Genomic DNA, 23,065 nt, shown 5'->3' on the forward strand with positions numbered 1-23,065 from the left:
GACTAAAATTTTGCATTTACACCCAGTTGAAAAGTGCGGATCATTGGGTTGTTTAACCCTACGGTAACCGCGCGGCCCAAAGCATCTGCTGAAAAGCTGGAAGCACCAGGGATCTGGTTACCATAACCATTACCTTCCGGGTCAACCGCTAAACCGCTTTTAACAAGTGGCGAGTAAACGATAAATGGATTGGTACAGGTAGCGTAAATATGCAGTGACCGGAAACCGGCTTTTTTCATAGACTCACCTGTAAAAGTATATCCTAAATTGATGCTGCGCATTTTAATAAATGAGCCATCCCTGTATTGTAAAGTAGAGGCATAAGTAGCACCACTTAAGTTAGCATCAGGGCGAGGAAAATCATTGGTTGGGTTAGTAGGTGTCCAGTAGTTTACGTTTATTTGGTTCACCCTGCCCTGGTTAAAGAACGGATATCCCTGTGCACCGGAATCAGAACCAAGATAGGTAACCGCTACTTTTTGACCCATGCGGGCAAATGTCACAAACGACAGGTCAAAGCCCTTAAAAGTAAACCTGTTTGTTAAACCAGCTGTATAGTTAGGCTGGTAACTACCTAAAATTTGCAGATCACTGGCGTTGATCTTTCCGTCATTGTTTACATCCTGAACTTTTATTTGACCCGGCCTTTGACCATAGGTAGCAGCCTGGGCCGCTTCACTGGTTTGCCAGATGCCTATTTTTTTGTAATCATAAATTACATTAAAAGGCTGTCCTACAAACCAACCGTTGGTTACATCGGCCTGTAGGTTGTCATGTAATGATACAATAGAGTTTCGGGCAAAAGCAATATTGAAATCAGTGCTCCAATTGAGGCCTCCCGCACTTCTGATGTTGATACTGCTTAATGAAATTTCTAAACCTTTACCTTTGGAATTACCGGCATTAACTGTAGTAGAACCTGCACCGTTACTGGGTGGCAAAGACTGTACTTGCAAAATATCATACGTTTTTTGCTGGTATACATCAATAGCACCGGTAAGCCGGTCATTAAATAAACCAAAATCAATACCGAGGTTATAGTTATTGGTATGCTCAAATTTTAATGTACTTGACAGGTTGGTTACCAGGTAACCATTTTGTCCGTTTGTACCAAAATTGTATGCATTGCTGCTTAAATTACCCAGTATTTGATAGGGGCTCACATTTTGGTCGGCAGTTACACCATAACCCGCCCTCAATTTCAGGGAGTTCACAAAGCCTACATTCTTCATAAAATCTTCCCGGTCAATATTCCACCCCAAGGCAAATGCGGGATAGGTATAATAGCGGTGTTTTGGATCCAATACGGATGAACCATCGGTTCTTACAGTAGCGGTTAACAGGTATTTCTCATTAAAGGCATAGTTTACCCGTGCCATATAAGATATTAACCCCCTGTCGGCAAAATTGGGTTGATTGGTTGATGAAAAGTTTACCTGATTGGCCAGGAACAGGTTATAACTTTGCAGATAATCTGCCGGCATACCTACACCATATACCTGTAAGCCCTGACTGTGGTCTTTTTCTGTACTGTATAAGCCCGTAAAAGTTAAATGATGCTTTTGACCAAAGGTTTTATCGTACGTTAATATGTTTTCAAGCAGCCAGGTATAATTCTCATTATTATTAACACTTTCATTTGTTTGTGATGGTGAGGTGGCTGTGTTATAAGTTGTATTTACAGGCGAATAGTTATTACCCTGATTTTGGCCATAAGTTAAAGCAGCGTTAAACCGGTATTTTAAACCATCAATGATCTTAACTTCTCCATATAACGTATTAAAAGAATATAATTTACGATTAAGATTCTGGATACTTGGATTTCTGATAGTCAATGGATTTACCCGGTTAGGCTGATCAACCGAGCCGGTCATGGGCAGTAAATTAATAGAACCATCTGCATTATATGGGGCAGTTAAGGGGCTTATGGTTGAAGTATTATATAATGGAAACAAATTTGCGCCATTGGTGTGGGTTAACGTTTGAAAGGTAGTTAAACCAACTTTGATACGGCTACTAACGGTATGATCAATAGCTGCACGTAATGAACCACGGTCAAAGTCCTGGCCATATTGTACACCCTTTTCCTTATGATAACCCGTACTGATAGAAAATTGGGTACTTTCGTTCCCGCCAGAGATGTTTAGTTGATGGTCTGTAGCAAACCCTGTCCTGAAAATAAATTTCTGCCAGTCTGTGCTGGTGCCATTATCAATACCTGCCAGCTCGGCCTGGGTAAACGGATAAGCAGTAGAATTAGGAGATGAAGCACTGGAGTTCCCGGCAATTGACTCGCGCTTAAAAGCTGCAAACTGAGCGCCATTCATTAAAGGATATTCGTCTGTAATGCGGCTAATTCCGTAATAACCATCATAACTTATTACTGCCTTACCCGCTCTACCCCTTTTAGTAGTAATGATAATTACACCACCAGATGCCCTGGAACCATAAATAGCTGCTGCCGACGCATCCTTTAATATATCAACACTGGTTATATCATTCTGGTTAATATCATTAAGGCTACCTCCAATTAACGGAATACCGTCAACTACGAACAACGGGCCGTTCTGGTTATTGGCATTGGTATTTGAAGTAGCAAACGAACGCTCACCACGTAAACGGATCTGCCCTACAGCACCCGGCGTTGTACTGGTGCTGGTAATATCCAGCCCGGCAACACGGCCCTTAAGCTGATCAACAACGTTTGGGGCCGGTACTTCCTGAAGGCTTGCGGCACTAATGGAAGCAACAGATCCTGTTACATCCTTTTTCCGCTGCGTACCATAACCTACTACAATAACATCGTTCAGACTGCGTGCATTAGCTGATAACTTTATGGTTATATTATCGCTTAACGCGTTGATGAACACTTCCTGATCTACATAGCCCAGGTAAGTTACTATGATCGCCGTTTCGTTAGCGGGCACGTTAAATGAAAACTTACCATTGGCGTCAGTTGATGTTGCTAAACGAGCAGATTTTAATTTTACAGTTGCACCAATAAGGGCCAGGCCTTTATCATCGGTAACCGTACCTGTTAGCTTTCTGGTTTGTGCATAAAGCGACATGGAAAATGCACTCATGCATAGGAGTAGTGCCAGCATTTTCCAGTTCATAAGGAGTCGTTGTTTTTTCATATTGATTTAAGAATTGGTTTTAGTTTTAAATTTTTGATCACTTTATGCAGGGGTAATAAATTGCATACAACTGGTATATCCTGCAGGTGAGTTTCTTCATAATCTGTAACCTTGGTTCCATAATTTATATAAGCCTTTAATTAAAAAAGATCGCTGCTTAATTATTAGAAAATCAAAGCGCTAACTGGTTAAGGTAAAAATAGAATAAAATACAATCGATTGCACAAAATTTAAAGATTTAAAAAGAATTAAATATTTTAATCAGTTTATTTTCAAAAATTCAACCATTAGCTTAATAAGCTGCAACTATTTAAAAAAAATGAACCTTTTTATTTTTATGAATGATAAAAATGGAAATCATTTTAGCAGTAAAATTTCCTGTAAACACATGATGAGTGGCTATTTATTAACACAATTGCACAATCGATTGCATATAATTCATAAACTTAAACTCGCCGTTGAAGAGACGTCCAATTAAAATGGTAAAGACAGTTCAGGAATGAAGAAAACGTTTTGTGGTTGTTTGGAAGTTTTATTTTGGATGGGTCTGGGGCATGGGGAATCAACTGCCATAGTATAAACCGGCCGGAACAGGCGGTGATCTTGCCAAATGGTAAGAAATGATCCCGGGCATGTGCTTATCTCAAAAAGCGTGACAAATGTCAACGTCAAATTGTGTCATATAGCTTCGTTTCCGCTGGCCTTCCGCGCTCACTTTTGTTCAGGCACTTGATAGTATAAGTGCAGATATTTTAATCGTAAAAACAAAGAATATGAAAAATCAATTGAACAGTAAAACAGACCCCATCTATTACCAGGAGGCAACTACACTCGCCAAACTGATCCGTACTAAAGAGATATCTTCGGTTGAGGTTGTACAGGCCCACCTTGACCGTATTGCCGAAATAAATCCTAAAATAAACGGAATTGTTACCCTAATGGGCGAACAGGCGCTTCAAGCAGCAGCCATTGCAGACAAGGCGGTAAGCAACGGAGATAAATTAGGTGCGCTGCACGGTGTACCATTTTCTATCAAGGATGCGATTGATACAGCCGGTATACCCACAAAGCGCGGCTCTAAAATCTTTGAAAATTTTATTCCCGAAAAAGATGCAACCGTGGTTACCCGCATGAAAAACGCAGGGGCCATCCCATTGATGAAAACTAATCTTCCTGAGTTTTCGGCCCATTGGGAATCGGATAACCTGGTTACTGGCCGCTCCAACAATCCGTGGAACCCGGATCGCACCCCTGGCGGCTCAAGCGGCGGTGAATCAGCAGTAATTGCTGCCGGCCTTTCTCCGATTGGTCTGGGCAGCGATGTGGCCATATCCGTTCGCGGTCCGGCGGCATTCACAGGTATTGCCGCTTTAAAAGCTACTCATGGTCGTGTACCTTATACCGGCCACTTCCCGCAGGCTTTAAGCAGATTCTGGCATATTGGGGCAATGGCCCGTACTGTTCGCGACGTTGCATTGGGGTACTCGATCATTAACGGAGCGGATGGATTTGACGGCTATAGCATCTTCGCCAAAGACGCGGCGCCAGCCACTTTCAGGATACCAGGTCAAAAGATCCGTGTAGGCTGGGTATCAGATACCGCCTTCGGACCAGTAGATCCCGAGATTACAGCCGCTATTGCTGCAACTGCCAAACTACTTCATGAAACCGGTTATGATGTGGAGGAGGTACGCCTTCCTTTCATGGAAAACACCGACTGGCTGACGCCATACTTCAATGTGCTTTATGGAGAACTGGTTCCTTATATGCAGCAGTTCACCAAAGGACGCGAATCGGAGCTGCATTTTATTGGGAAGGCTACGATGGATTACCCGCTGCTTGCAGCAAATGATTATGTGAAAGCCGAAGCGAAGATAGAAGAGCTTAGAAGTCATTTTGCGGGTTACTTTTTAAAATACGATGTATTATTGTGCCCTGTTAACCCGATGACCGCGACGGGGCATAACCTGCAGGAATATATGGTTAACGGAATAGCCGTTTCTCCATACCATGTGATGGCCGCCACAGCTCCTTTTAATATGACCGGTTTGCCTGCTCTTTCTGTGCCAGTTCGCATCAGTTCTGAGCGATTGCCAATCAACGTGCAACTTGTTTCGAGGTGGTTTGATGAAGCAACGATACTTGCACTTGGCGAGCAGATACAGACCGGTAGCGAAGCTTATGGTATGCATCCTATCGATTAAATCAAAAAGTCCTGATTAAATAATACAGCCTCCCGGAATTGCTCCGAGAGGCTGTATTTTAATGATGCTTCGTGAAATCTTTCCTTATCCGGCTCAATGTTTCCCGCGATATACCCAGGTAGGAAGCTACCATATGCAAAGGGACTTTGTTAAAAACGCTTGGATAGGTTTTCTGAAAATCCAGGTACTTCTCTTCCGCAGAGTAACTGATCAGGGAAAAGATCCTTCGCTGGCTGGTTTCATACCCCCTGGCCAACAGCTGTTCATTAAACAGCTTCAGTGCGGGGATCGTTTTCATCAATTCTTCCCATTTATCCTTCGTCCAGATGAGTACCGTACTTGCGGCTAATGCTTCAATATTATATTCAGAAGGTTTTTCGTGATTATAGCTTTCCTGGTCACTGATCCACCAGTTTTCTACTCCAAATCGCAGCGTATGGTCAGTACCATCCTCTCCAAACCGGTACAGCCTGAAACAGCCACTCGCAATAAAACAAGTGATACGCCACACCTCCCCTTCATGCAGTATTGACTGCCATTTGCGCAATTTCCTTTCCACGCTTACTGCACGGATCAACTCCAGCTCTTCATCTGAAATTGTTACTTTTTGACGCAAATACGCTTCGAATACCTTAAACATATATAAACAAAGCTAAAGAAATGCAACAGATATAGCTAACGGCTCTAACACCTAATATGAATAGTCTATCAATCTGGCAGGTATTCCTTACTTGCCCGGGATCCCCGGTCCGTCATACGGATGCTCCAGCGCATTGATGATCTGCAATAACCGGTGCCTTGCCCCGGTATTCTTAGGATTGCTCAGTATCAGTTCGATATTTCTGGGAACATATTCTTTAACATCATGCTGTGTACTCGCCCTGTCTAACCGAAGTATATCTGGTAATATTGCTGTCTTAAAATACTCGACAATCTCCTCATCTGTCATGCCGCAAAGATAGAAAAGCCTGCTACAAAATATTCCCGATTCACAAAATACCTCCAGACAAATTTGAACGACGGCAGGAGTTCCGGTTTGTTAATAGGCGTTCCGCTGTGGGTCAATTGCCAGTACAGGTTTATTACTTTTCATTAATTGCCTTATTGTAGTTAGATGCGCAAACAATACGATAGGAACCACATACCCGGGAAGCCATACAAAAGGAAAATAGAGTAATGCGAAATCTGACTGATTAAAAGCAAACTTTTGAAAGGCAAAAGGTCCTGATAACACGGCCGTAACCACAATATTTGCCAGCAGTAATAAACAGATGACATTCCACGCTATCAATATTTTGGGGCTCAGTATATTTTTGATGTAGCCAAAGTAATAAACAAACGGAGCGCTTAATCCACAAAGTATATCAAAGTTCCTTCCCTCAAATGTCATTACTTCGGGTATCACTTTGTGAAGGTATAAGCCAAATAAGGTGAGTTCCACCGGTATTCTAACAATATGGAGCGGCGTTAAGGTTTTAGCATCGAAACTATCTATTGCAACCCTTCCCCTTTTTATTAAAAAAACCAATACGATAAAAATAGTTGACGGCATTAACAACAGCATAAATCTTGGTGGCACTCCGGTAGTTACAGTATAAAACCCCGTTAAACTGATTGCAGCCTGTGCGGCCAGCCATAATAAACTGATGACAATTACAGTTTTTGAATAGTGGGCGGCTCTGAATAGCAGCCCCAAGGTAATAATCGTAGTTATAATAAATACGATGCTAATATAATGTGGTAAATGTTCCATTACTTATTTATTTATAAAGCAAAGGAAATCAGAAAAAGGTGACCAACTCTTGCCAAATGACAAGAAATGAGCAGCTTATTATTTTTTAGAGAACTCCTTACGTATCCGGCTGAGCGATGTATCTGTGACCCCCAGGTAAGAAGCGATAGTTTTTAAAGGTGCATGCTGAAAAATCTCCGGGTTCGACCGCAGCAAATGTGCATAGCGCTCCTCTGCTGTTTCCGTGATTGTGGCCAGCATCCGGCTTTTCAGTTCCGTAAACCCTCTGACCAGCATGGCCCTGCCAAACTCCCTGAATTCAGGCAAAGCATGAAAAAGTTCATTTAACTGCGCATAAGTGATCAGCAAGCCATCACAATCTGTCAGCGCCTCTATATTTTCCTTTGACCGTACACGGCTGAAAAACGAAGAGACCTCGAACACTACCCGTCCCGGATAATAAAACCCTGATGTCACCTCATTGCCTTCTGTATCGTGTGCGAACGCTCGCATATAACCCTTTTCCAGGAAAAAGTATTAATCCGCGATCCTTCCCTCTGAAAGCAAAAACTGTTTTTTAGTAATCGTCTTAGCGGTAAACTGTTCAGCTATCTCCCTGGCAATGGATAAAGATACCAGGTTGGTACTATGAAAAAAATGGATAAGCGTTTCTTTACTCATCAAATAACCGGCTTTGTTCCTGTCTCCGGGAAACAAGATAGGTATTCTAAAATCATTCTTCTTCCGGTTATCTGAAGCAGTATCTTTTTTTGGATTCGACATCATCACCCTTTCAATCGCATCCGATGCATTGCTCCTTAATAAGGTCACATAAACGATCATTGCAGGGCGGCAGAAATCAAATGATTCAGCCGCTCCGCAATGTTAACAATTGTTACGAATGACGCTTTTATTTGACGACCACCGTTTTACTGACAAATATGTTGTCTGCCGAATTTCCGATTTGAACCTCGAATTCCCCAGGCTCTACGACATATTGCATGCGTTCATTGTAAAGACCAAGTTCCGATACAGGAACCTTTAGCGTAATTTTCACTTGATCATTCGTTTTGATCAACACCTTTTTGAATGCTTTGAGCTGTTGCACAGGTGTTGCCACCGAACTTACTTTATCTTTAATGTAAAGTTGAATTACCTCTTTTCCATCCCGGTTCCCGGTATTTGCTATATTGACATCAACAGAAATCGTGTCCTTTGCAGAAAGAACGCTGTCAGCCACATGGCAGTTGATATATTTAAAAGTAGAATAACTTAATCCAAACCCAAAATCCCATAATGGATCAGGTCTGTCAAAAATATAATGCCCGCCCGGTTCCTCCGGAGTGCCTGGCCGGTCGAACGGCTCATTTCTATCTGTAGCATAGTGATTATAATAAGATGGACTGTTCCCGGTGCTTCTTGGAAAAGACACATTTAATTTTCCGGATGGATTGACAACTCCTGTTAAAATGTCTGCAATTGTCCTGCCCTGCATTTCCCCGCCATACCATTGTACAAGTACTGCATCTGCATTTTTTTTAACCCAGGGCATTGCAAGTGGCTTACCCGATATAAATACTACGATCATCGGTTTTCCTGTTGCCTTAATCGCTTTGAGGAGATCTTCCTGAACACCAGGCAATTCCAGAGAGGACAGATCAAACCCTTCGCCGGCGGTGGAATTTTTGGGACCCCGACCAAGATACGTACTACGTGTTCCGATAGCTACAATGGCTATATCACTTGATTCTGCCGCCTTTACTGCTGCTGCTATGCCAGATCTGTCCTGGCTCCACCAATCACAACCTTGTGCGTAGTTTATCTGCAGCTTATCACCAACCACCGCTTTTAATCCCTGTAAAAGCGTTATGCCTTCTTTACTATCCCTTTGTGTCCATGAATAATCGCCGAAAACCGTTTGATCGCTGTTTGGACCTACCAAAGCGATTGATTTATATTTGGATAAATTCAGGGGTAGGATGTGATTATCATTCTTCAAAAGCACCGCGCTTTCATCCGCTACCTCTTTTGAAATGCCTATATTTTTTGCGCTCCGTACTACCTTTTGCACTTTCGCAGGACTTCCAAACGGATTATCAAATAAACCCAGCCTGAACTTAACGGATAAAACCCTGCGAACTGCCTGATCAATGTATTTCAGATCCAATTTGCCGTTATTAACCATACGTTCTAACGTTTCATATGCGCCATAGACATCCAGATCTACTCCGGCGATCAAAGACTTTTTAGCGGCATCTTCCTGGCTACCAACTTCATGATGAAAGGTTTCCAGGCGTTCAACCGATCCCCAGTCTGAATAAACATATCCTTTAAAACCCAACTCCCCCCTTAACATATCAGTCATATAATAAGTTGAGCCACTGACTGCTACACCATCGTATGAACTATAGCAGGACATTAAAGACAATGGATTCGTTTCAGCTATTACCCGTTTGAAAGGGTACATATACAGGCTTCTCAATTCTCTTTCGCCGCCACTAACACTTGCACAATTCAATCCACCTGAAGGTGAACCATGAGCCAGGAAATGCTTGGGGGTACAGGTGATGTGATATTGCTGATAGCCGTTGATAAATGCTGTTCCCATTTCCGCGATCAGGTATGGATCTTCACCATAGGTTTCCTCTACCCTCCCCCAGCGAAGTTCCCTTGCTATATCCAGGTCTGGGGAAAGGATCTGGTGTATACCGATAACGTCCGCTTCGGATCCCGCCGCCGCCGTCATTTTACGAATCAGCGCTGGATTGAAAGTACTTCCCTGTGCCAGAGCCTGGGGAAAAATCGTACAATTATTCTGCAATATCCCTTCTATGCCCTCCGCTGCAGTTAGAATAGGTATGCCCAAACGGGTTTTGGTCAGCATATACGTTTGCAATTTCTGGTACATATCGGCGCAGTCGGCGGCACTCATACTCATTTCATGGGTGCAGCCATAACTCTCACCTTTAAAGATCTTTTCAATTTCGTCGGCTTTTCCTGCCGGCTTGTTCTGCAGTTGCTGGATTTTTTCTTTTAAGGTCATTCGTGCCAACAAATCGTCAACCCGCTTTTCAATGGGTTGCTTTTTATCTTTGTACAATAGCGTATCAGGTTTCTTTTGTATTACCGCGTTTACCACCGAACTACTTAAAAGGAGCAAGATTATTAATATCAGTTTTTGTTTTTTCATCACACTCAATTGTTATCTTTTTTGTTTTTTGTTAAAGCGATTGATCAATTATTCAGGATCATTAGGGCCATCATGAACATAGTGGAACCAATTAAACAAAGCTGTGCCGGAGTTACCTGTTATATTGTAAGAAAAGAGTGCGGGTCGCGCGCCTTTCCAGTAATTGTTACCTGATAATTCGCATTCAAGTCCCAGCTTATAAAATTTATTATTATCGAAACTGTATTCCAAAAAATTATGATTGGCCGGCAGATCCAGTCTTAATCTCAGGAATACCCGGTTACCGTTTACTTTTTCCCCGGTAACCTGTTCACCATTATTATCGGCATACAGATACAAACCGCTATCTGTCTTCATCACCCCAATCTCGTGGATATTTTGTCCGAAAAGGCACAATCCGGCCCTTTGTCCAACATTCATTTGACTCGTGTTGAGCATCGTTGTAACGGTTCCGGAATTTCCCATTAGTTTTTGGGTAAGCGTGTTTTTCGCCTCCTTGTTTTTCAGCGCCTGCATTGCTTTCAAAGAAAGATACCCGGCGTTTCGGGTTAACGACCAGTTACTATCCACAGGGTTATGATTCCACTGCCATTGCAAGCCAAGATCTTTCTTATTGAATTCATCAGATGTCTGGATATGTAAGATTGGCCCCGATGTTTTAATATTGGGTTTCTGTAATATGCTAACCGGCTCTCCTATTCCATTTTTATCGATATCTATCCCCATCAGTGGCCAGTCATCAATCCATGACACAGGCTCCAGATGGCAGACCCGGCCCAAAGCCCCAACGCCTTGAAAATGCATAAACCATGACTCTCCCGACGGTAATTCTACAAAACCGCCCTGATGTGGCCCGTTCACGGAAGTAGTACCTTGTTCAAGCACAATTTTTCGTTCGTACGGCCCATATATATTTTTTGAGCGAAGGGCCGTTTCATACCCGGTACCAACTCCACCCTCAGGTATAATGATATAATAGAACCCTTTTCGCTTATAGATCTTTGTTCCTTCGGATGTAGGGCCTTCATATACAACTTTACCCGAATCCAGGAGATGTTTACCATCTTTACTCATTTTATGAATAATGATCGGGCCTGCCCCTAACCGGCTGTGACCCAGGTAGGCTTGTCCATTATCATCCCAGAAAGGGCACGGGTCTTCCCAGCCACCTATTCTTTTGATTTCAGTAAGCGCAGACCACTTGCCAGAAGGATCTGCCGTGGTGCTCATGTAAAGCCCCTCATCCGGCGTGCAGAAATAAACAAAGAACCTGCCGTCATGAAAACGGATAGATGGCGCCCAGCTGCCTCCGCCATATCGTTCCATGGTATTATATTTACTGTTGATATCAAGACGGTTATAGATCTTCCCAATGATCGTCCAGTTTACCAGGTCTTTCGATTTCAATACCGGCATACCCATGTAATGAAAATCAGAACAAACCATATAAAAATCGTCACCAACTTTAATTACATCGGGATCAGAGTAATCAGCATTGATAACAGGGTTTTTAAAGGTACCATTCCCCTGATCTCCCCACGCTGGCGGCGAATTTGTTTGCGCGATACCGGCACACGGGCAGCTTAATAAAATACACATAAGTAAAAACGCCGGCCTTAAATGATACCAGATATTGTAAAGACAATTGGTTTCGGCCTTTAATATTCCAGCCACTGTAATTGATTTCATAGGCGTATTAATATATCGTTCCTGTTTCCCTATTAAGGGTGTGTGTTGCTATTGAAGGCTTCTGCCGACAACCTGATGTTGCCCTGATTTATCAAGCCGGCATCAAATTCAAGCCTTACGGTCCTTGTTTCCCCTTTCAGCAGACTGAAATAGTTTTCATTAATAATTGCAGGGAGGATCTGTTCGCCACTTAGTGCATTGATAGCCTGCACCCTTATGCCGAATGCCACCGCTGCCGATGATGATGGATTGGTGATTTGCGCGGTCATGAAATACTTGCTATTGCTTTTAACCGTTTTGTAACTCACTTTCAGATCAACCTTTGGCAAAGTGCTCAGTGCCGAATAATCTTTGCGCTTGTTGCCTCTCCAGTAAAAGTTATCGGATACCAGCTTCCCTGCTTTATCGGTTAGTTTAAGCTTGATAAAATGCACATCTGACAGGCCTTCGCTGGCTACATCGCCCTGATAAACTTCAAAGTTCCATAAGGAATACCCCCAATAAGTTCCACGTTCCACCCCCTGCACCCTCACGTAGTGTGCGGTATTTTCAACAAAACCGATTTGCTGTTCGCCGGGGCGGCCTTCGTTAGTTACATACACATCACGCCATTTTTTGGCATCATTTGACACCTGTACCTTGAAGGTTTTAGGATAAGCATCTTCCCAGTTAAGGCCCACGCCGTTCACCACCTCCTCTTTACCCAGGTCAACATAAATCCACTCATCGTCGTTTGATCTGCTGGCCCAGCGCGTGCCATTGTTGCCATCATTAACTGCGCCCGGGTCGCCATTGGTTGATGACGAGGCGTACACCGGTTTATTGAGCGCCAGGTTGGCTTTAGATTCGCTTAACTTCAGTTTAAAACATTCCGTAGCGCTGTTTGATGGCGCATCTATTGTTTTCGAATCGCTGTAATGGCTTACCAACTTTCCGTCCATATTATAAATTTCTGCTGTAGCGGTTAAACTTTCGGCATCAGCGCGGGTGGTGTTGATAACCTTGATGGCGTTATCAACCGGGTTCCATTGTATATGTAATGGTTCACAGGCTTTTTTTGCACCGAAGTAAGCACCTGTTAAATCGTAGTAATAATCATACGTTTGCCATACCATTGAAGGGTAAGCAGACTGACTCATCCAGGTCATGAGGCCCGAGGCATCTTCGCCAATATGGTCTTGCCATCCCTCAAACATCGCCTTATTTGATTCCAGGTTTACAAACTGGGCTTTTCTGCAATAATCTTCTATACCCTTCGGCGCACCATAACCTATCGCGATACTTTGATCATAACTGTCCGGGCCGGCATTAAAGGCAAGTGGGCCAAAGAAATGCTGGTTCCACATGTCGTTACGGGGCCACCAGTTTTCTTTTGGCATAAACTTTTTGAAACTCTCAAAATTCACGAACACCGCGGTACCCAGTTCCGTACGTAGACCCCAGCCTTTATTGCCACCAGAACCGCTTGGATACGCGGTAAAATAATACCGGGGGTCTTTCGCGTCCCAGGGGCCACTGCCACTGAGGTTCTCGGCATGAGAATTAGGCTGGTAATACCGGTCGCCGCCATCGAAAGTGTCCAGATCTTCCTTGAGCCAGGCACTTAACGGACGTTCGGGCCAGCCCTCATTGTCTGCGCACCACACCGCTATTGACGGGTGGTTCCTGAACCGTTTAATCTTTTCTATCGCATTGGCATTAAATACATTGATATCTGCCGGCAGGTTAGGGTTCGCGTTCAGCCAGAAATCATCCCATACCATGATGCCATATTTATCGCAGGCATCATAAAACTCCTCATCCGTAGTAGAGCCTATCCAATTCCGGATCATGTCAAAATTCATTTCTTTATGTAACCTCACTTTGGTATCGTATTCTTTTCCACGGCACCGCAGCATATATTCAGACATACCCCAGTCGCCCCCTTTAATAAATACCGGGGTACCGTTGATGGCCAGGTGCAGTACCCTGCCCAGTGTATCATAACTATATCTTTTAATACCGAAACTTATATTCCTGACATCAGATGTCTCATTGCCCACACGCACACTTAATTTACAGTTGTACAGGTTAGGCTCGCCATAGCCATTGGGCCACCAGAGTTTGGGGCTGTTGATCATGAGCTGCCTAAATTCCTGTTTAGTAAGTTTAACTTCCGTGGTTCCTTTGGCATCGATATTGATCTTTTTGATAAACTCAATATTACCCGGTGTAATTACGCCTACTACCATGGCTGTTTGCGGGGTTGGGGCATTGTTTTTAACGTCAAGTGCAATAGATATATCCGCCCTGGCATTGGTGGGCAGGCTGGCCCTGATCCATGGGTCTTTAATTGTTACCGCTCCAGTGTTGCTTAGGTAAACATTGTCTGTGATCCCAGAGTTTAGCCCTGGCACATAAGGCATCCAGTCCCATCCTGCGCTCGACACATRGTTTGGACTTCCCACATTGGCTAACGGTTGTACCGGAACCGAAACAAGCACTGTTAATACGTTTTTTGCAGTCCGGCTGGCAATCTCGGTAATATCAAACCGCCCCTGCTGCATAAAGCCATCCAAACTGCCCAGCAGTGTTCCGTTCAGGTAAATATCCGCCTTGCGGTTCACCCCCCTAAAATTCAACCAAATGTGTTTTTGGGTATAGGATGAGGGGATCATAAATGCTGTCCGGTACCAGAAATTCCGGTCATATTTTGTCTTATCTACTTTGTAAATATTATCCCCAAAATTGGGGTCTTTCTCCAACCCTGCTGCCACGTAAGATGCGAATACCGTACCTGGTACGATGGCTTGGACCCAATTTTCCGCTTTGCAATCGATTGTATGTATATTGTCAGCTTTATTTACTTCAGTCTCTGCGCGTAACCGCCATACTTGTTCTCTGGAACTATTTAGCGAAACCTCATTCGACTGTGCAAATGAGCTGGAAATAAACATGGCATTGACAGCAATAACTATAATTAGCCGGATCTTTCTTTTGTAGTGATTAAACATTTTTAAATTTAAAGTATGAGAACCTTTGGGATTAATATGGTAGTAAATGCTGCCCTGTTTCTTTCCAGGGCAGCATGTATTATTATAAACTTTTAAGAACAACTTGTTTAAACTGAAGATAAGTTGTTGACTGTGTGCTGACCACCCAACCGAAAGTAATTGTGGTTTTCTGTGTAAGCGTGAATGACAGGGTATGGGTTCCGTCGATATGATCCTGATCGGCATGATATAGGGCCAGCGTATTGCCACTGTTCAAATTATCAATATCCGGAAGGCTTGTTCCCGCAGCTACAACTTCATTGGCATTCAGCGTACCGCCGTGTCCCTGGGTTATAATATCAAGGGCGTATGTACCGGCTGATAAAGTGATGGTTTGATAAACTTTCCCGTTTGTAACACCATCACCGCTCCAGTCTTTTGATTCGAAATGGATTACGCCACCCCAATCGGTTGACCAGCCTCCTCCTTTACCCCCATCCTGGTTTAACACATTGGTGTTATATTGCCAGTCTTTAGGCAGTCCCCATTTGCCGGTGCCGCTATCGCTCCTGTAAAATGGATTTCCGGCATTTTTAATGAAAAAGCTGGTAATGTCGCCTACCCGGCTGATATGCGGGAATGCACTTACACTGGCTACCGTAAACGTATCAATTGCCCCTCTAAGCGGAATATAACTCGACTGATAAGTCACCTCCGTATCAAACTTATAATTAATCAGTGTGATGGTGTTGCTATCGGGTCTTAGAATTGCGGTATTAGTTTTACCGGTATTATCAATATACCTAACGACTGTCTTAAGGTTAATAGAGTCAGGAGCATTGAATTTTAACTGTACATTACCCGTAGCGAAATTAACAACGAAAGGTGTATCGGCATTATAGCCCCGGTTAAATAATCCGCTCAGGTATACAGGACCATACACCCTTACGCTATTAATGGTTGTCATAATAGACCGGTTGCCGTCGGTATCAATAGAATAAATGTTAAAATTATACGTCCCTTCCTTTAGTCCAGGCACTAAAACCTTTACAGTATCCAGGGGATCATGACTTACTGCGGCCAGGGACAGAGAGTCCTGCTTGTTATTCCAGTAAATCACATATTTGGCTATTTTAGGATCGGGACCAGGATTAAACTTCACCATTGTACGCAAATTTCCTGCGAGATAGCCAGGGTTGCTGATCACACCCGGGTAATGGATTTCACCACCTTTTATAAGTGCTTTATAATTATCATTCTTTTTTGAACAACCCGCCATACCTGCCAATAAGAACAGCCATAGCATATTTTTTATAATGATTTTCATTTCCTTCATGTTTATTTATTGTGGAACCCCATAAAGTGTCAATTCTTCCAAATAGGTGTAATGGAGCCCAAACCAGGTTTCATCTACCACAATCCTTACATATTTTACATTGGGGCTACTAAATGGCACATCAAAACTCACTCCTTTATTGATAAAGGCCTGATCGGCGTTATTCGTTGATCCCTGGGCGAGGCCAGAAGGCGGATCCGGGAAGCGGTAAACACCCAGTACTGTCCAGTCTCCGATTACTGCACCAGGCTTATTGCCGGCAACTGTTTCGGCATCCTGTGGCTTATCTTTGTTGGAACCCCAGATGGTAAATACTTTTGGATTGGCATAGCCGTAGCCCCTGCAATACATTACAAAATGGCTCAATTTATAGCTGCGGCCCAGTCCGAATGTCCCCTGCGCCCTTCTGTAAGTATTACCAACGGTAGTTTGCCACGGCGATCCCGGTGGCTCCAGTGTTTCACCATCCCATAAATAGTTCATCACCCCACCATAACCAATAAAGCCATCGCTGGGCTGAGCATAAACAAAAAATGCTTTTTTGTCAAGTACCTGTTCAAACAAGGGGGTTAGTGTAACTATCGAAGTATCAGAAACATTACCGAACTGATCTGTGATATATACGCCGAATTTGGTCGGATTAGTTGCAAACCCCCTTACCGCATAATCAATTGTATCTATATTCGTATAGTGCTGGTCATTGATAACAAATTTATTGTCCACCGGATCGATGGTTAACAAATTGATACCAACGGATTTCTTATCCTTATTTAATGTCGAAATATTGATACCACCAAAATCTGCCGCAAGTTTCAATGACTTTCGGATTGACTGGTAATAAGGCGTATCTGGGTGAACGGTCACCGTTACGGGGTCTGACTGGATATTCGATCTGGTTACAGCGTGAAGCGTAACGGTATAATCCTTACTAAACTGAAAACCTTCAACGGTAATCGTATCCAGGAAGAAACTGGATTTTGTTTGCCGGGCAGTTTTGCCGTTGATCTTATAATCTGCTACCACGTATAACAGATTTTCATCTGCCGGTAATGCATATGTTAAAACCGCACCGCCTTTAAAATTCCTGACCTTGACATTTGAAACCGGCCCTGGTTTGGTCTTGTCGTTTGATTCGGGTTCCCTGTAACCATCGTTCTTTTTACACGATGGCATACAAGCTACCAGGAGCGCAAGCATAAAACCTACCAGGAAGATATGCTTTAATATATATTTACTCATCATATTTTATTTAAGATTTATTTTGAAATCATTAGCAATCAATTCTACCAGTAAGGGTTTTGGACCAGGTTGTCGTTTACTACAATTGCAGTATTTGATAATGGCCATAAATAGTCCCTCGTATTGAAAACCGGGATTTCAACGTTTCTCGCGCGGTAATAATTTACGGCCTGACCCTCATTGATACTCCATCCCCTCAAAGGCGTACTCAGCACATCCTGCAGTTCCTTCCAGCGCCTCAAATCCCAGCCACTTTGACCTTCGAAGCATAATTCTATGCGGCGTTCTCTGTGGATGATAGTTCTCAGGCCTTCTTTTGAGGCGGGCTTCGATGGGTTTTTGGAATAATTTAACCAGGAATTTACCACACCGTCAAGGCCTGCCCTTGCCCTTACGCGGTCGATATAGGAAATTGCTTCAGCGGTAGGGCCGTTCACTTCATTGATCGCTTCGGCATACAGCAGGTAAAGGTTACCCATACGCATTACCGGCATGGTATAGGTTACCCAGTTAAAACCATCATCATATACGGTAAGGTAATTAGCCAGTTTTTTAGGCCAATAGCCGGTAATATTGCTTTTCTGCGGATTTTTTGGACCAGCGACCGCGGTAACTCCTCTGGCGGCTACGAAGTGTGCGTTATTGCCATCTAAAATTCCGTCACCAAACCAAATACCCCCATCAAATCCAATGCTGCCATAAAATCTGGGCTCCCGGTCAAAATGTGCTTTGATTGTCTGATATCCTTGTTCGATGTAGTAGAAATTTGCTTTATCTCCTGTTCTCAACTGGTTCCTATCAGCATAATCCCATGTTTTATCCTCATCAATAGGAACTCCTTTATTGGTATAGAAAAGCTCAGTGGTCGAAATTGGCACCGCAAAATAAGCCGGGTTCTGCCCGTCGTTCTGGTTGGCTTTTTCTGTTAGTCTCGGAATACAATACTCCTGACCATGCCAGTCATTATTAAGCCCATAGATCAGCTCCGGGTTGGTATCCCACTTTTCAGTTATCGCGTTTTGAAAAGTTAAGACCTGTTTAAGGGAATCAGAAAGGTTGGTCACGCCTGGAGCCGGTACAAAATTCGTGTTTAAGTGAAGTCCGGCCGATTCACATGTTTCCACCGCGGCTTTACATGCATCAAGCGCTTTTTGCCATTTGTTCGGGTCGTAAGCTGCAGGAAAAAGAGCTTTCCCTGTTTTGTCTTTAAAGTTTGTGTAATCACTGTTTCCATTAAATAGCGGACTTGCTGCAGTCATTAAAAATTCTGCTTTGATAGACATTGCCGCGGGCTTCGTTAATCTTCCGAGTTCCTTTGCCGGATTTTCGATAGTTAACGGAAGATCCGGTATGGCCTGATCCATCAAGCCGGTAATATAGCTAACAACCTCATCTACAGATGCCCGTTTAACCTTAACATCGGCAGTTGAGGCTTCAACCGGCAGGTTCTTGTCAATTATTGGAATCGGACCGTACATCCGGAACAGGTAATAATTATAGTAGGCCTTCAGGAACTTGGTTTCAGCGATCCAGCGTTTTTTTTCCGGAGCGGTGAGATCGAGCGGCTTATCTATATTTTCCAACATGGTATTACATTTCCTGATCGCCTGAAACAACGCGATCCCATTTCCTGTGCCATCCCAAAAATCCAGACCCGGATTTCCGGTATTTTGTGTACCGGTGATCAGGCTATAGCCTGTAATATCGATAGGATTGCTCTGTAGGTTGAGCGGAAAAATAAGTTCTGAGGATGTGGTGTTACCCGGGCTTCTATTCAGGTCGGTTAGTTGTTGCTGGAGCACAGAGTAGCAGGTGAACAGGTAATTTTCTGCTTCGTTCCTGCTTCTGAATGCATAATCTATTGTTCCTACGTTGGGAGGTACCACGTCCAGGTATTTCTTACAGGAGCTGCCGACAAACATTACCGCCAGCAGGCATAAAATTCTATATTTAAATTTCATAGTAATTCAGTTTAAAAATTAGCGTTCAGACCAATGTTGTATACTTTTTGAATTGGATAATTGAACCCATTTCCGCCAAGCTCGGGGTCCCAAAGCTTAAATGAGCTCCAGGTGATCAGATTTAAACCATTCAAGTAGAGCCGGATACTTTTTACACCTATTTTTTTTGATACCGAAGAGGGTAATGTGAAGCCTAATTCAGCTGACTTTAATCGCATAAAAGAACCGTCACGAAGCCACCAGGTACTTGGCTGCAGGTTATTCTCGATATCACTCGCGGTTGTTCCTAAACGAGGATAAAGCGCATAAAGGTTTTGGTTCCCTACAGACCAATGATCATCGGCAAATTGCTTAAGCACCTGGGTATTGCCGTAAACATAAGCTTCTGTGCTGGGGACAAACGGGCTGACCTGGGTAGGGTCGATAAAAAAAGATACCCTGGCCTGGCCCTGGAAGAATGCGGACAAATCAAAATTTTTGTATTGCATGGATACACCGTAACCATAAACGATCTCTGGTACCTGCGGATAGCCGATAAACGTTTCGTCGCGGGAATCTATGATGCCATCCCCGTTAAGGTCATGGTATTTGATGTCACCACCCTTAGGGACTTTACCGCCTGTAGAAAATACCTGTGCAGGAGAACTCGCTGCCTCCGCATCATCAACAAACAGGCGGTCTGCAATATACCCGTATCCGGCACGTATAGGCTGGCCGACGTTTCTTCGCCATGGTTCAGGATAGTTTGGTTCTTCGTAATAAGTATATTTATCGGTAGCAAGTGTGAAATTTCCACGTCCTGTAATGGAGAAAGATTTATTGATGACCGTTTTGTAATCAAAGGAAAGATCCATACCCCTTGAATTGGCCTTGCCCAGATTAGCATAAATAGGAGCTTCAAGACCCGAGGTTGTGGGAATGTAAGATCGCTGTTGCAAAATATTATACCGGTTATAATTATAGAATTCCGCGGTAATATTAAGAGCCTTGAACATGGTGAGTTCCAATGCCACATTGGCTTGTCTTGATGTTTCCCAGGTAACATTGGGGTCAGCATAATTCTGAATACTCACTCCACCATGGGAATATGCTGCATTCGCCCCAAAAACGGCATAACCACCTGCATCCAGGTTAACGCTTGAAGCGTAGAAGAAGCGACGGTCACTTATAGCGTCATTACCTACCAGGCCATAGCTTCCACGTAATTTCACCCGATCGAAAATATTGGCCAATGGCTCAAAGAACTTCTCGGCAGAAACCAGCCATCCGGCTCCAATAGTTGGAAAGAATCCATAGCGGTGCTCGGCAGAAAATCTTTCGGAACCATTGTACCCAAAATTAAACTCCAGAAAATATCTGCTGCCATAGTTATAACCAGCTCTTCCCGCAAGACCGAGGTTACGATGAGGAAGACCGTCAATAAGCGTGCTTACATTAGAATAAACCGTTTGTTGCCGGGTTCCGACCAACGTGGCTGATATATTGTGTTTCCCAAGTTGCTTCGTATAATCAAGATTACCTTGTAAATAAACCTGGCTGCTCAACACAGGTGTTCCACCATAGTATAAAAGGTATTCACGGGCATCGCCAGGATTTGGATTCAGCCAGTTCAGCGTATAGGTATTTGATGCTTTATCATATGTCCCGATGTTGTAGTAAAATGGGTTATAAACAAAACTGGCATCGAAGTAAGAATACCGGTTGGTGCTGAAGATACCGTGAAAGTTCAGACCTTCTGTAATAAAGGACAGATTCTGATTCAATTCGATCTGTGCCAATACCCGTGACTCCGATGAAGTTTTGTGTCCTCTTAACAATTCGGCGTAAGGATTCGTAGCGGGAACGCCGGGATTATCGGGTTTTCCGAACAGGATATGCTGCGTGCCTAAATTAGCTGAGTCGGGCGCAAAATAGGCAGGAAACGCAACCGGACTGGCGTGCAGTGCCAATTTATATTCATCAGTACTGAACGCCCCGCTTGTTGTCTGCGGTCCGGAATAATCGCTGAAGTTTCCGGAAAATCTAAGTATGGCCTCCGTTGTCTTGGTTAGGTTGAGATTGACATTGGAACGTAACTGGTAATTCTGAAATTTGATATTAGTCTCATTATTGTTGGCAATATCATCCTTTAAATTCCCGTGGTCAAGATTGTAGGATCCCCCAACGTAATACCTGGCAAAAGGTGTTCCGCCACTCACACTCAGGTTGCCTCTTTGCGTATGTGCAGTAGGTCTTATCAATAGTTTCAACCAGTCTACCGCCGGATATACATATTGGTTGTAGCCAGGGCCTTTGTTTATGGTATTGATCGTGTTATTGATTTTATCGGGGTTGAAGGGAGTTGGTAACAATGGATTCCTGTCGAGCGTGGCCTCGTTATAAAGATTCATGTAGGAAATAGGGTCGGCAATTTCAATCGACTGGGTATTTTTCGATATCGAATTTTCAGCGCGAAAGCTGATTACCGGCGCGCCAATTTTACCTTGCTTGGTACTTACCAAAATTACCCCATTCGCGCCGCGGGCACCATATAACGCAGTTGCACTGGCATCTTTAAGAATGGAAAAGCTGGCGATATCATCAACCTGCAACCTGGCCAGATCATTAGTTGTGAGCTCGATGTTATCGATCAGGATCAGTGGGTCAACTTTATAGCCAAAAGTTGTTACCCCTCTGATAAAAAACTGTGCATTATCCTGACCTGGCTGTCCCGATCCCTGGAAGGCAATAATACCTGCGGCCTGCCCGGCAAGTGCATTGGTTAAATTACTGGCCGGGATTTTCAGTTCCCCGGGTTTGATGGTCGTCACCGAACCAACTATTGCTTCTTTTCTTTCCTTCTTTCCATAAGCAGTTACTACAACTTCCTCTGCCTGCTTGATGTCTTCTGTAAGAACGACATCGAAAACTTTATGATCAGGAGTAACCGTAAATGTCTGCGAAATGAACCCAACAAAAGAAATTTTGATGACTGTTCCGCTGGGTACATCAAGGACAAATTTTCCGTTATTATCAGTCACCGTCCCTATTTTCAGATTCGCCGGAACAGTAACGCTTACACCTGGCAGGGTCACTCCTTTTACGTCTCTTACCGTACCTGTAATGGTTATAACCGCCGGAATGGATACCACTTTGTCTGTGGCCTTTAATGCCGACCTGCTTTTAATAATAACAGAGTTACCTTCGATAACAAAAGTAAGTTGTGTGTCCTTAAGACAGGTTTGGAGTACATCTTCCAATGATGTATTCTGGAAGTTAACGTTTAACTTATTTTCATTTTTGATACTTTTTGGAGACCAGAAGATATTGTATCCGGTCTGTTTATTTATTTCCGTAAACACCTGCTTCAGGGAGACATCATTGTCTTTATAGGTGATCTTTTGAGAAAAAACCGTAGCACTTGCCTGCATCAAAGTGAGGAAAAGTACAAACGTGGTTAGTTTCATAATGCGCAGAAATTTCTTGGCGTAGCCCGAAGGCGTACAAATGTTTGCTGTAAAAATTTTATACATTTGTTAAGGCTGTTTTAAATTAAAATTGTGTTGAAACCGCATCGAGATTTAATCAAAGCCGACTAATCAGGAGCATCGCAAGTGCTCCTGATT

General features: G+C 43.4%; 14 protein-coding genes. 1 reads left to right on the forward strand and 13 read right to left on the reverse strand.

What is annotated here, in order from left to right; genetic code table 11:
- Nucleotides 1–2 precede the first annotated feature (2 nt).
- Nucleotides 3–3,137 carry a SusC/RagA family TonB-linked outer membrane protein gene (locus tag AC1DRQ_RS04145; RefSeq protein ID WP_477422342.1) on the reverse strand — a complete coding sequence of 1,045 codons (3,135 nt, stop codon included), beginning with the start codon at nt 3,135–3,137 and terminating at the stop codon, nt 3–5.
- A 773-nt stretch (nt 3,138–3,910) separates the two neighbouring features.
- Here AC1DRQ_RS04145 and AC1DRQ_RS04150 point away from each other — a divergent pair.
- Nucleotides 3,911–5,341, forward strand: coding sequence for an amidase (locus AC1DRQ_RS04150; protein ID WP_429395514.1), 1,431 nt, complete (start codon nt 3,911–3,913; stop codon nt 5,339–5,341).
- Between the two features lie 58 nt (nt 5,342–5,399).
- Here the strand turns inward: AC1DRQ_RS04150 and AC1DRQ_RS04155 are convergent, their stop codons facing one another.
- The 12 genes from AC1DRQ_RS04155 to AC1DRQ_RS04210 form a co-directional block, all read right to left on the reverse strand.
- Nucleotides 5,400–5,981 carry a Crp/Fnr family transcriptional regulator gene (locus tag AC1DRQ_RS04155; protein WP_429395511.1) on the reverse strand — a complete coding sequence of 194 codons (582 nt, stop codon included), beginning with the start codon at nt 5,979–5,981 and terminating at the stop codon, nt 5,400–5,402.
- Between the two features lie 87 nt (nt 5,982–6,068).
- On the reverse strand, nt 6,069–6,290 hold the full coding sequence (locus tag AC1DRQ_RS04160) for a DUF6965 family protein (RefSeq protein ID WP_477422345.1): 222 nt from the start codon (nt 6,288–6,290) through the stop codon (nt 6,069–6,071).
- 90 nt (nt 6,291–6,380) lie between these two features.
- Complete coding sequence (locus tag AC1DRQ_RS04165; RefSeq protein ID WP_477422347.1) at nt 6,381–7,094, reverse strand: hypothetical protein; 714 nt, start codon at nt 7,092–7,094, stop codon at nt 6,381–6,383.
- Nucleotides 7,095–7,172: 78 nt separating this feature from the next.
- Nucleotides 7,173–7,586, reverse strand: coding sequence for a Crp/Fnr family transcriptional regulator (locus AC1DRQ_RS04170; RefSeq protein ID WP_477422349.1), 414 nt, complete (start codon nt 7,584–7,586; stop codon nt 7,173–7,175).
- Between the two features lie 24 nt (nt 7,587–7,610).
- Nucleotides 7,611–7,916, reverse strand: a complete 306-nt coding sequence (locus AC1DRQ_RS04175) for a hypothetical protein (protein ID WP_477422351.1) — start codon at nt 7,914–7,916, stop codon at nt 7,611–7,613.
- 67 nt (nt 7,917–7,983) lie between these two features.
- Nucleotides 7,984–10,263 carry a glycoside hydrolase family 3 N-terminal domain-containing protein gene (locus AC1DRQ_RS04180; protein ID WP_477422353.1) on the reverse strand — a complete coding sequence of 760 codons (2,280 nt, stop codon included), beginning with the start codon at nt 10,261–10,263 and terminating at the stop codon, nt 7,984–7,986.
- Nucleotides 10,264–10,311: 48 nt separating this feature from the next.
- Nucleotides 10,312–11,952, reverse strand: coding sequence for a glycoside hydrolase family 43 protein (locus AC1DRQ_RS04185; RefSeq protein ID WP_477422356.1), 1,641 nt, complete (start codon nt 11,950–11,952; stop codon nt 10,312–10,314).
- Between the two features lie 32 nt (nt 11,953–11,984).
- On the reverse strand, nt 11,985–14,945 hold the full coding sequence (locus tag AC1DRQ_RS04190; RefSeq protein WP_477422358.1) for a glycosyl hydrolase 2 galactose-binding domain-containing protein: 2,961 nt from the start codon (nt 14,943–14,945) through the stop codon (nt 11,985–11,987).
- Between the two features lie 82 nt (nt 14,946–15,027).
- Entirely contained in the window at nt 15,028–16,251 is a 1,224-nt protein-coding gene (locus AC1DRQ_RS04195; RefSeq protein ID WP_477422360.1) for a DUF4998 domain-containing protein, read from the reverse strand.
- Between the two features lie 15 nt (nt 16,252–16,266).
- On the reverse strand, nt 16,267–17,502 hold the full coding sequence (locus AC1DRQ_RS04200; RefSeq protein ID WP_477422362.1) for a DUF4959 domain-containing protein: 1,236 nt from the start codon (nt 17,500–17,502) through the stop codon (nt 16,267–16,269).
- 41 nt (nt 17,503–17,543) lie between these two features.
- Nucleotides 17,544–19,460 (reverse strand): RagB/SusD family nutrient uptake outer membrane protein, encoded by a 1,917-nt coding sequence (locus AC1DRQ_RS04205; RefSeq protein WP_477422364.1) that lies wholly within the window; start codon nt 19,458–19,460, stop codon nt 17,544–17,546.
- 11 nt (nt 19,461–19,471) lie between these two features.
- Nucleotides 19,472–22,972 (reverse strand): TonB-dependent receptor, encoded by a 3,501-nt coding sequence (locus AC1DRQ_RS04210; protein ID WP_477422366.1) that lies wholly within the window; start codon nt 22,970–22,972, stop codon nt 19,472–19,474.
- Nucleotides 22,973–23,065 lie beyond the last annotated feature (93 nt).

The sequence above is a fragment of the Mucilaginibacter sp. P4_E8 genome (assembly GCF_056401495.1).

Coding starts and splice junctions, on each gene's coding strand:
- AC1DRQ_RS04155 (WP_429395511.1), bottom strand. CDS start 5,981: ATGTTTAAGGTATTCGAAGCGTATTTGCGTCAAAAAGTAACAATTTCA.
- AC1DRQ_RS04205 (WP_477422364.1), bottom strand. CDS start 19,460: ATGAAATTTAAATATAGAATTTTATGCCTGCTGGCGGTAATGTTTGTC.
- AC1DRQ_RS04210 (WP_477422366.1), bottom strand. CDS start 22,972: ATGTATAAAATTTTTACAGCAAACATTTGTACGCCTTCGGGCTACGCC.
- AC1DRQ_RS04195 (WP_477422360.1), bottom strand. CDS start 16,251: ATGAAAATCATTATAAAAAATATGCTATGGCTGTTCTTATTGGCAGGT.
- AC1DRQ_RS04170 (WP_477422349.1), bottom strand. CDS start 7,586: ATGCGAGCGTTCGCACACGATACAGAAGGCAATGAGGTGACATCAGGG.
- AC1DRQ_RS04180 (WP_477422353.1), bottom strand. CDS start 10,263: ATGAAAAAACAAAAACTGATATTAATAATCTTGCTCCTTTTAAGTAGT.
- AC1DRQ_RS04175 (WP_477422351.1), bottom strand. CDS start 7,916: ATGATCGTTTATGTGACCTTATTAAGGAGCAATGCATCGGATGCGATT.
- AC1DRQ_RS04145 (WP_477422342.1), bottom strand. CDS start 3,137: ATGAAAAAACAACGACTCCTTATGAACTGGAAAATGCTGGCACTACTC.
- AC1DRQ_RS04150 (WP_429395514.1), top strand. CDS start 3,911: ATGAAAAATCAATTGAACAGTAAAACAGACCCCATCTATTACCAGGAG.
- AC1DRQ_RS04185 (WP_477422356.1), bottom strand. CDS start 11,952: ATGAAATCAATTACAGTGGCTGGAATATTAAAGGCCGAAACCAATTGT.
- AC1DRQ_RS04160 (WP_477422345.1), bottom strand. CDS start 6,290: ATGACAGATGAGGAGATTGTCGAGTATTTTAAGACAGCAATATTACCA.
- AC1DRQ_RS04165 (WP_477422347.1), bottom strand. CDS start 7,094: ATGGAACATTTACCACATTATATTAGCATCGTATTTATTATAACTACG.
- AC1DRQ_RS04200 (WP_477422362.1), bottom strand. CDS start 17,502: ATGATGAGTAAATATATATTAAAGCATATCTTCCTGGTAGGTTTTATG.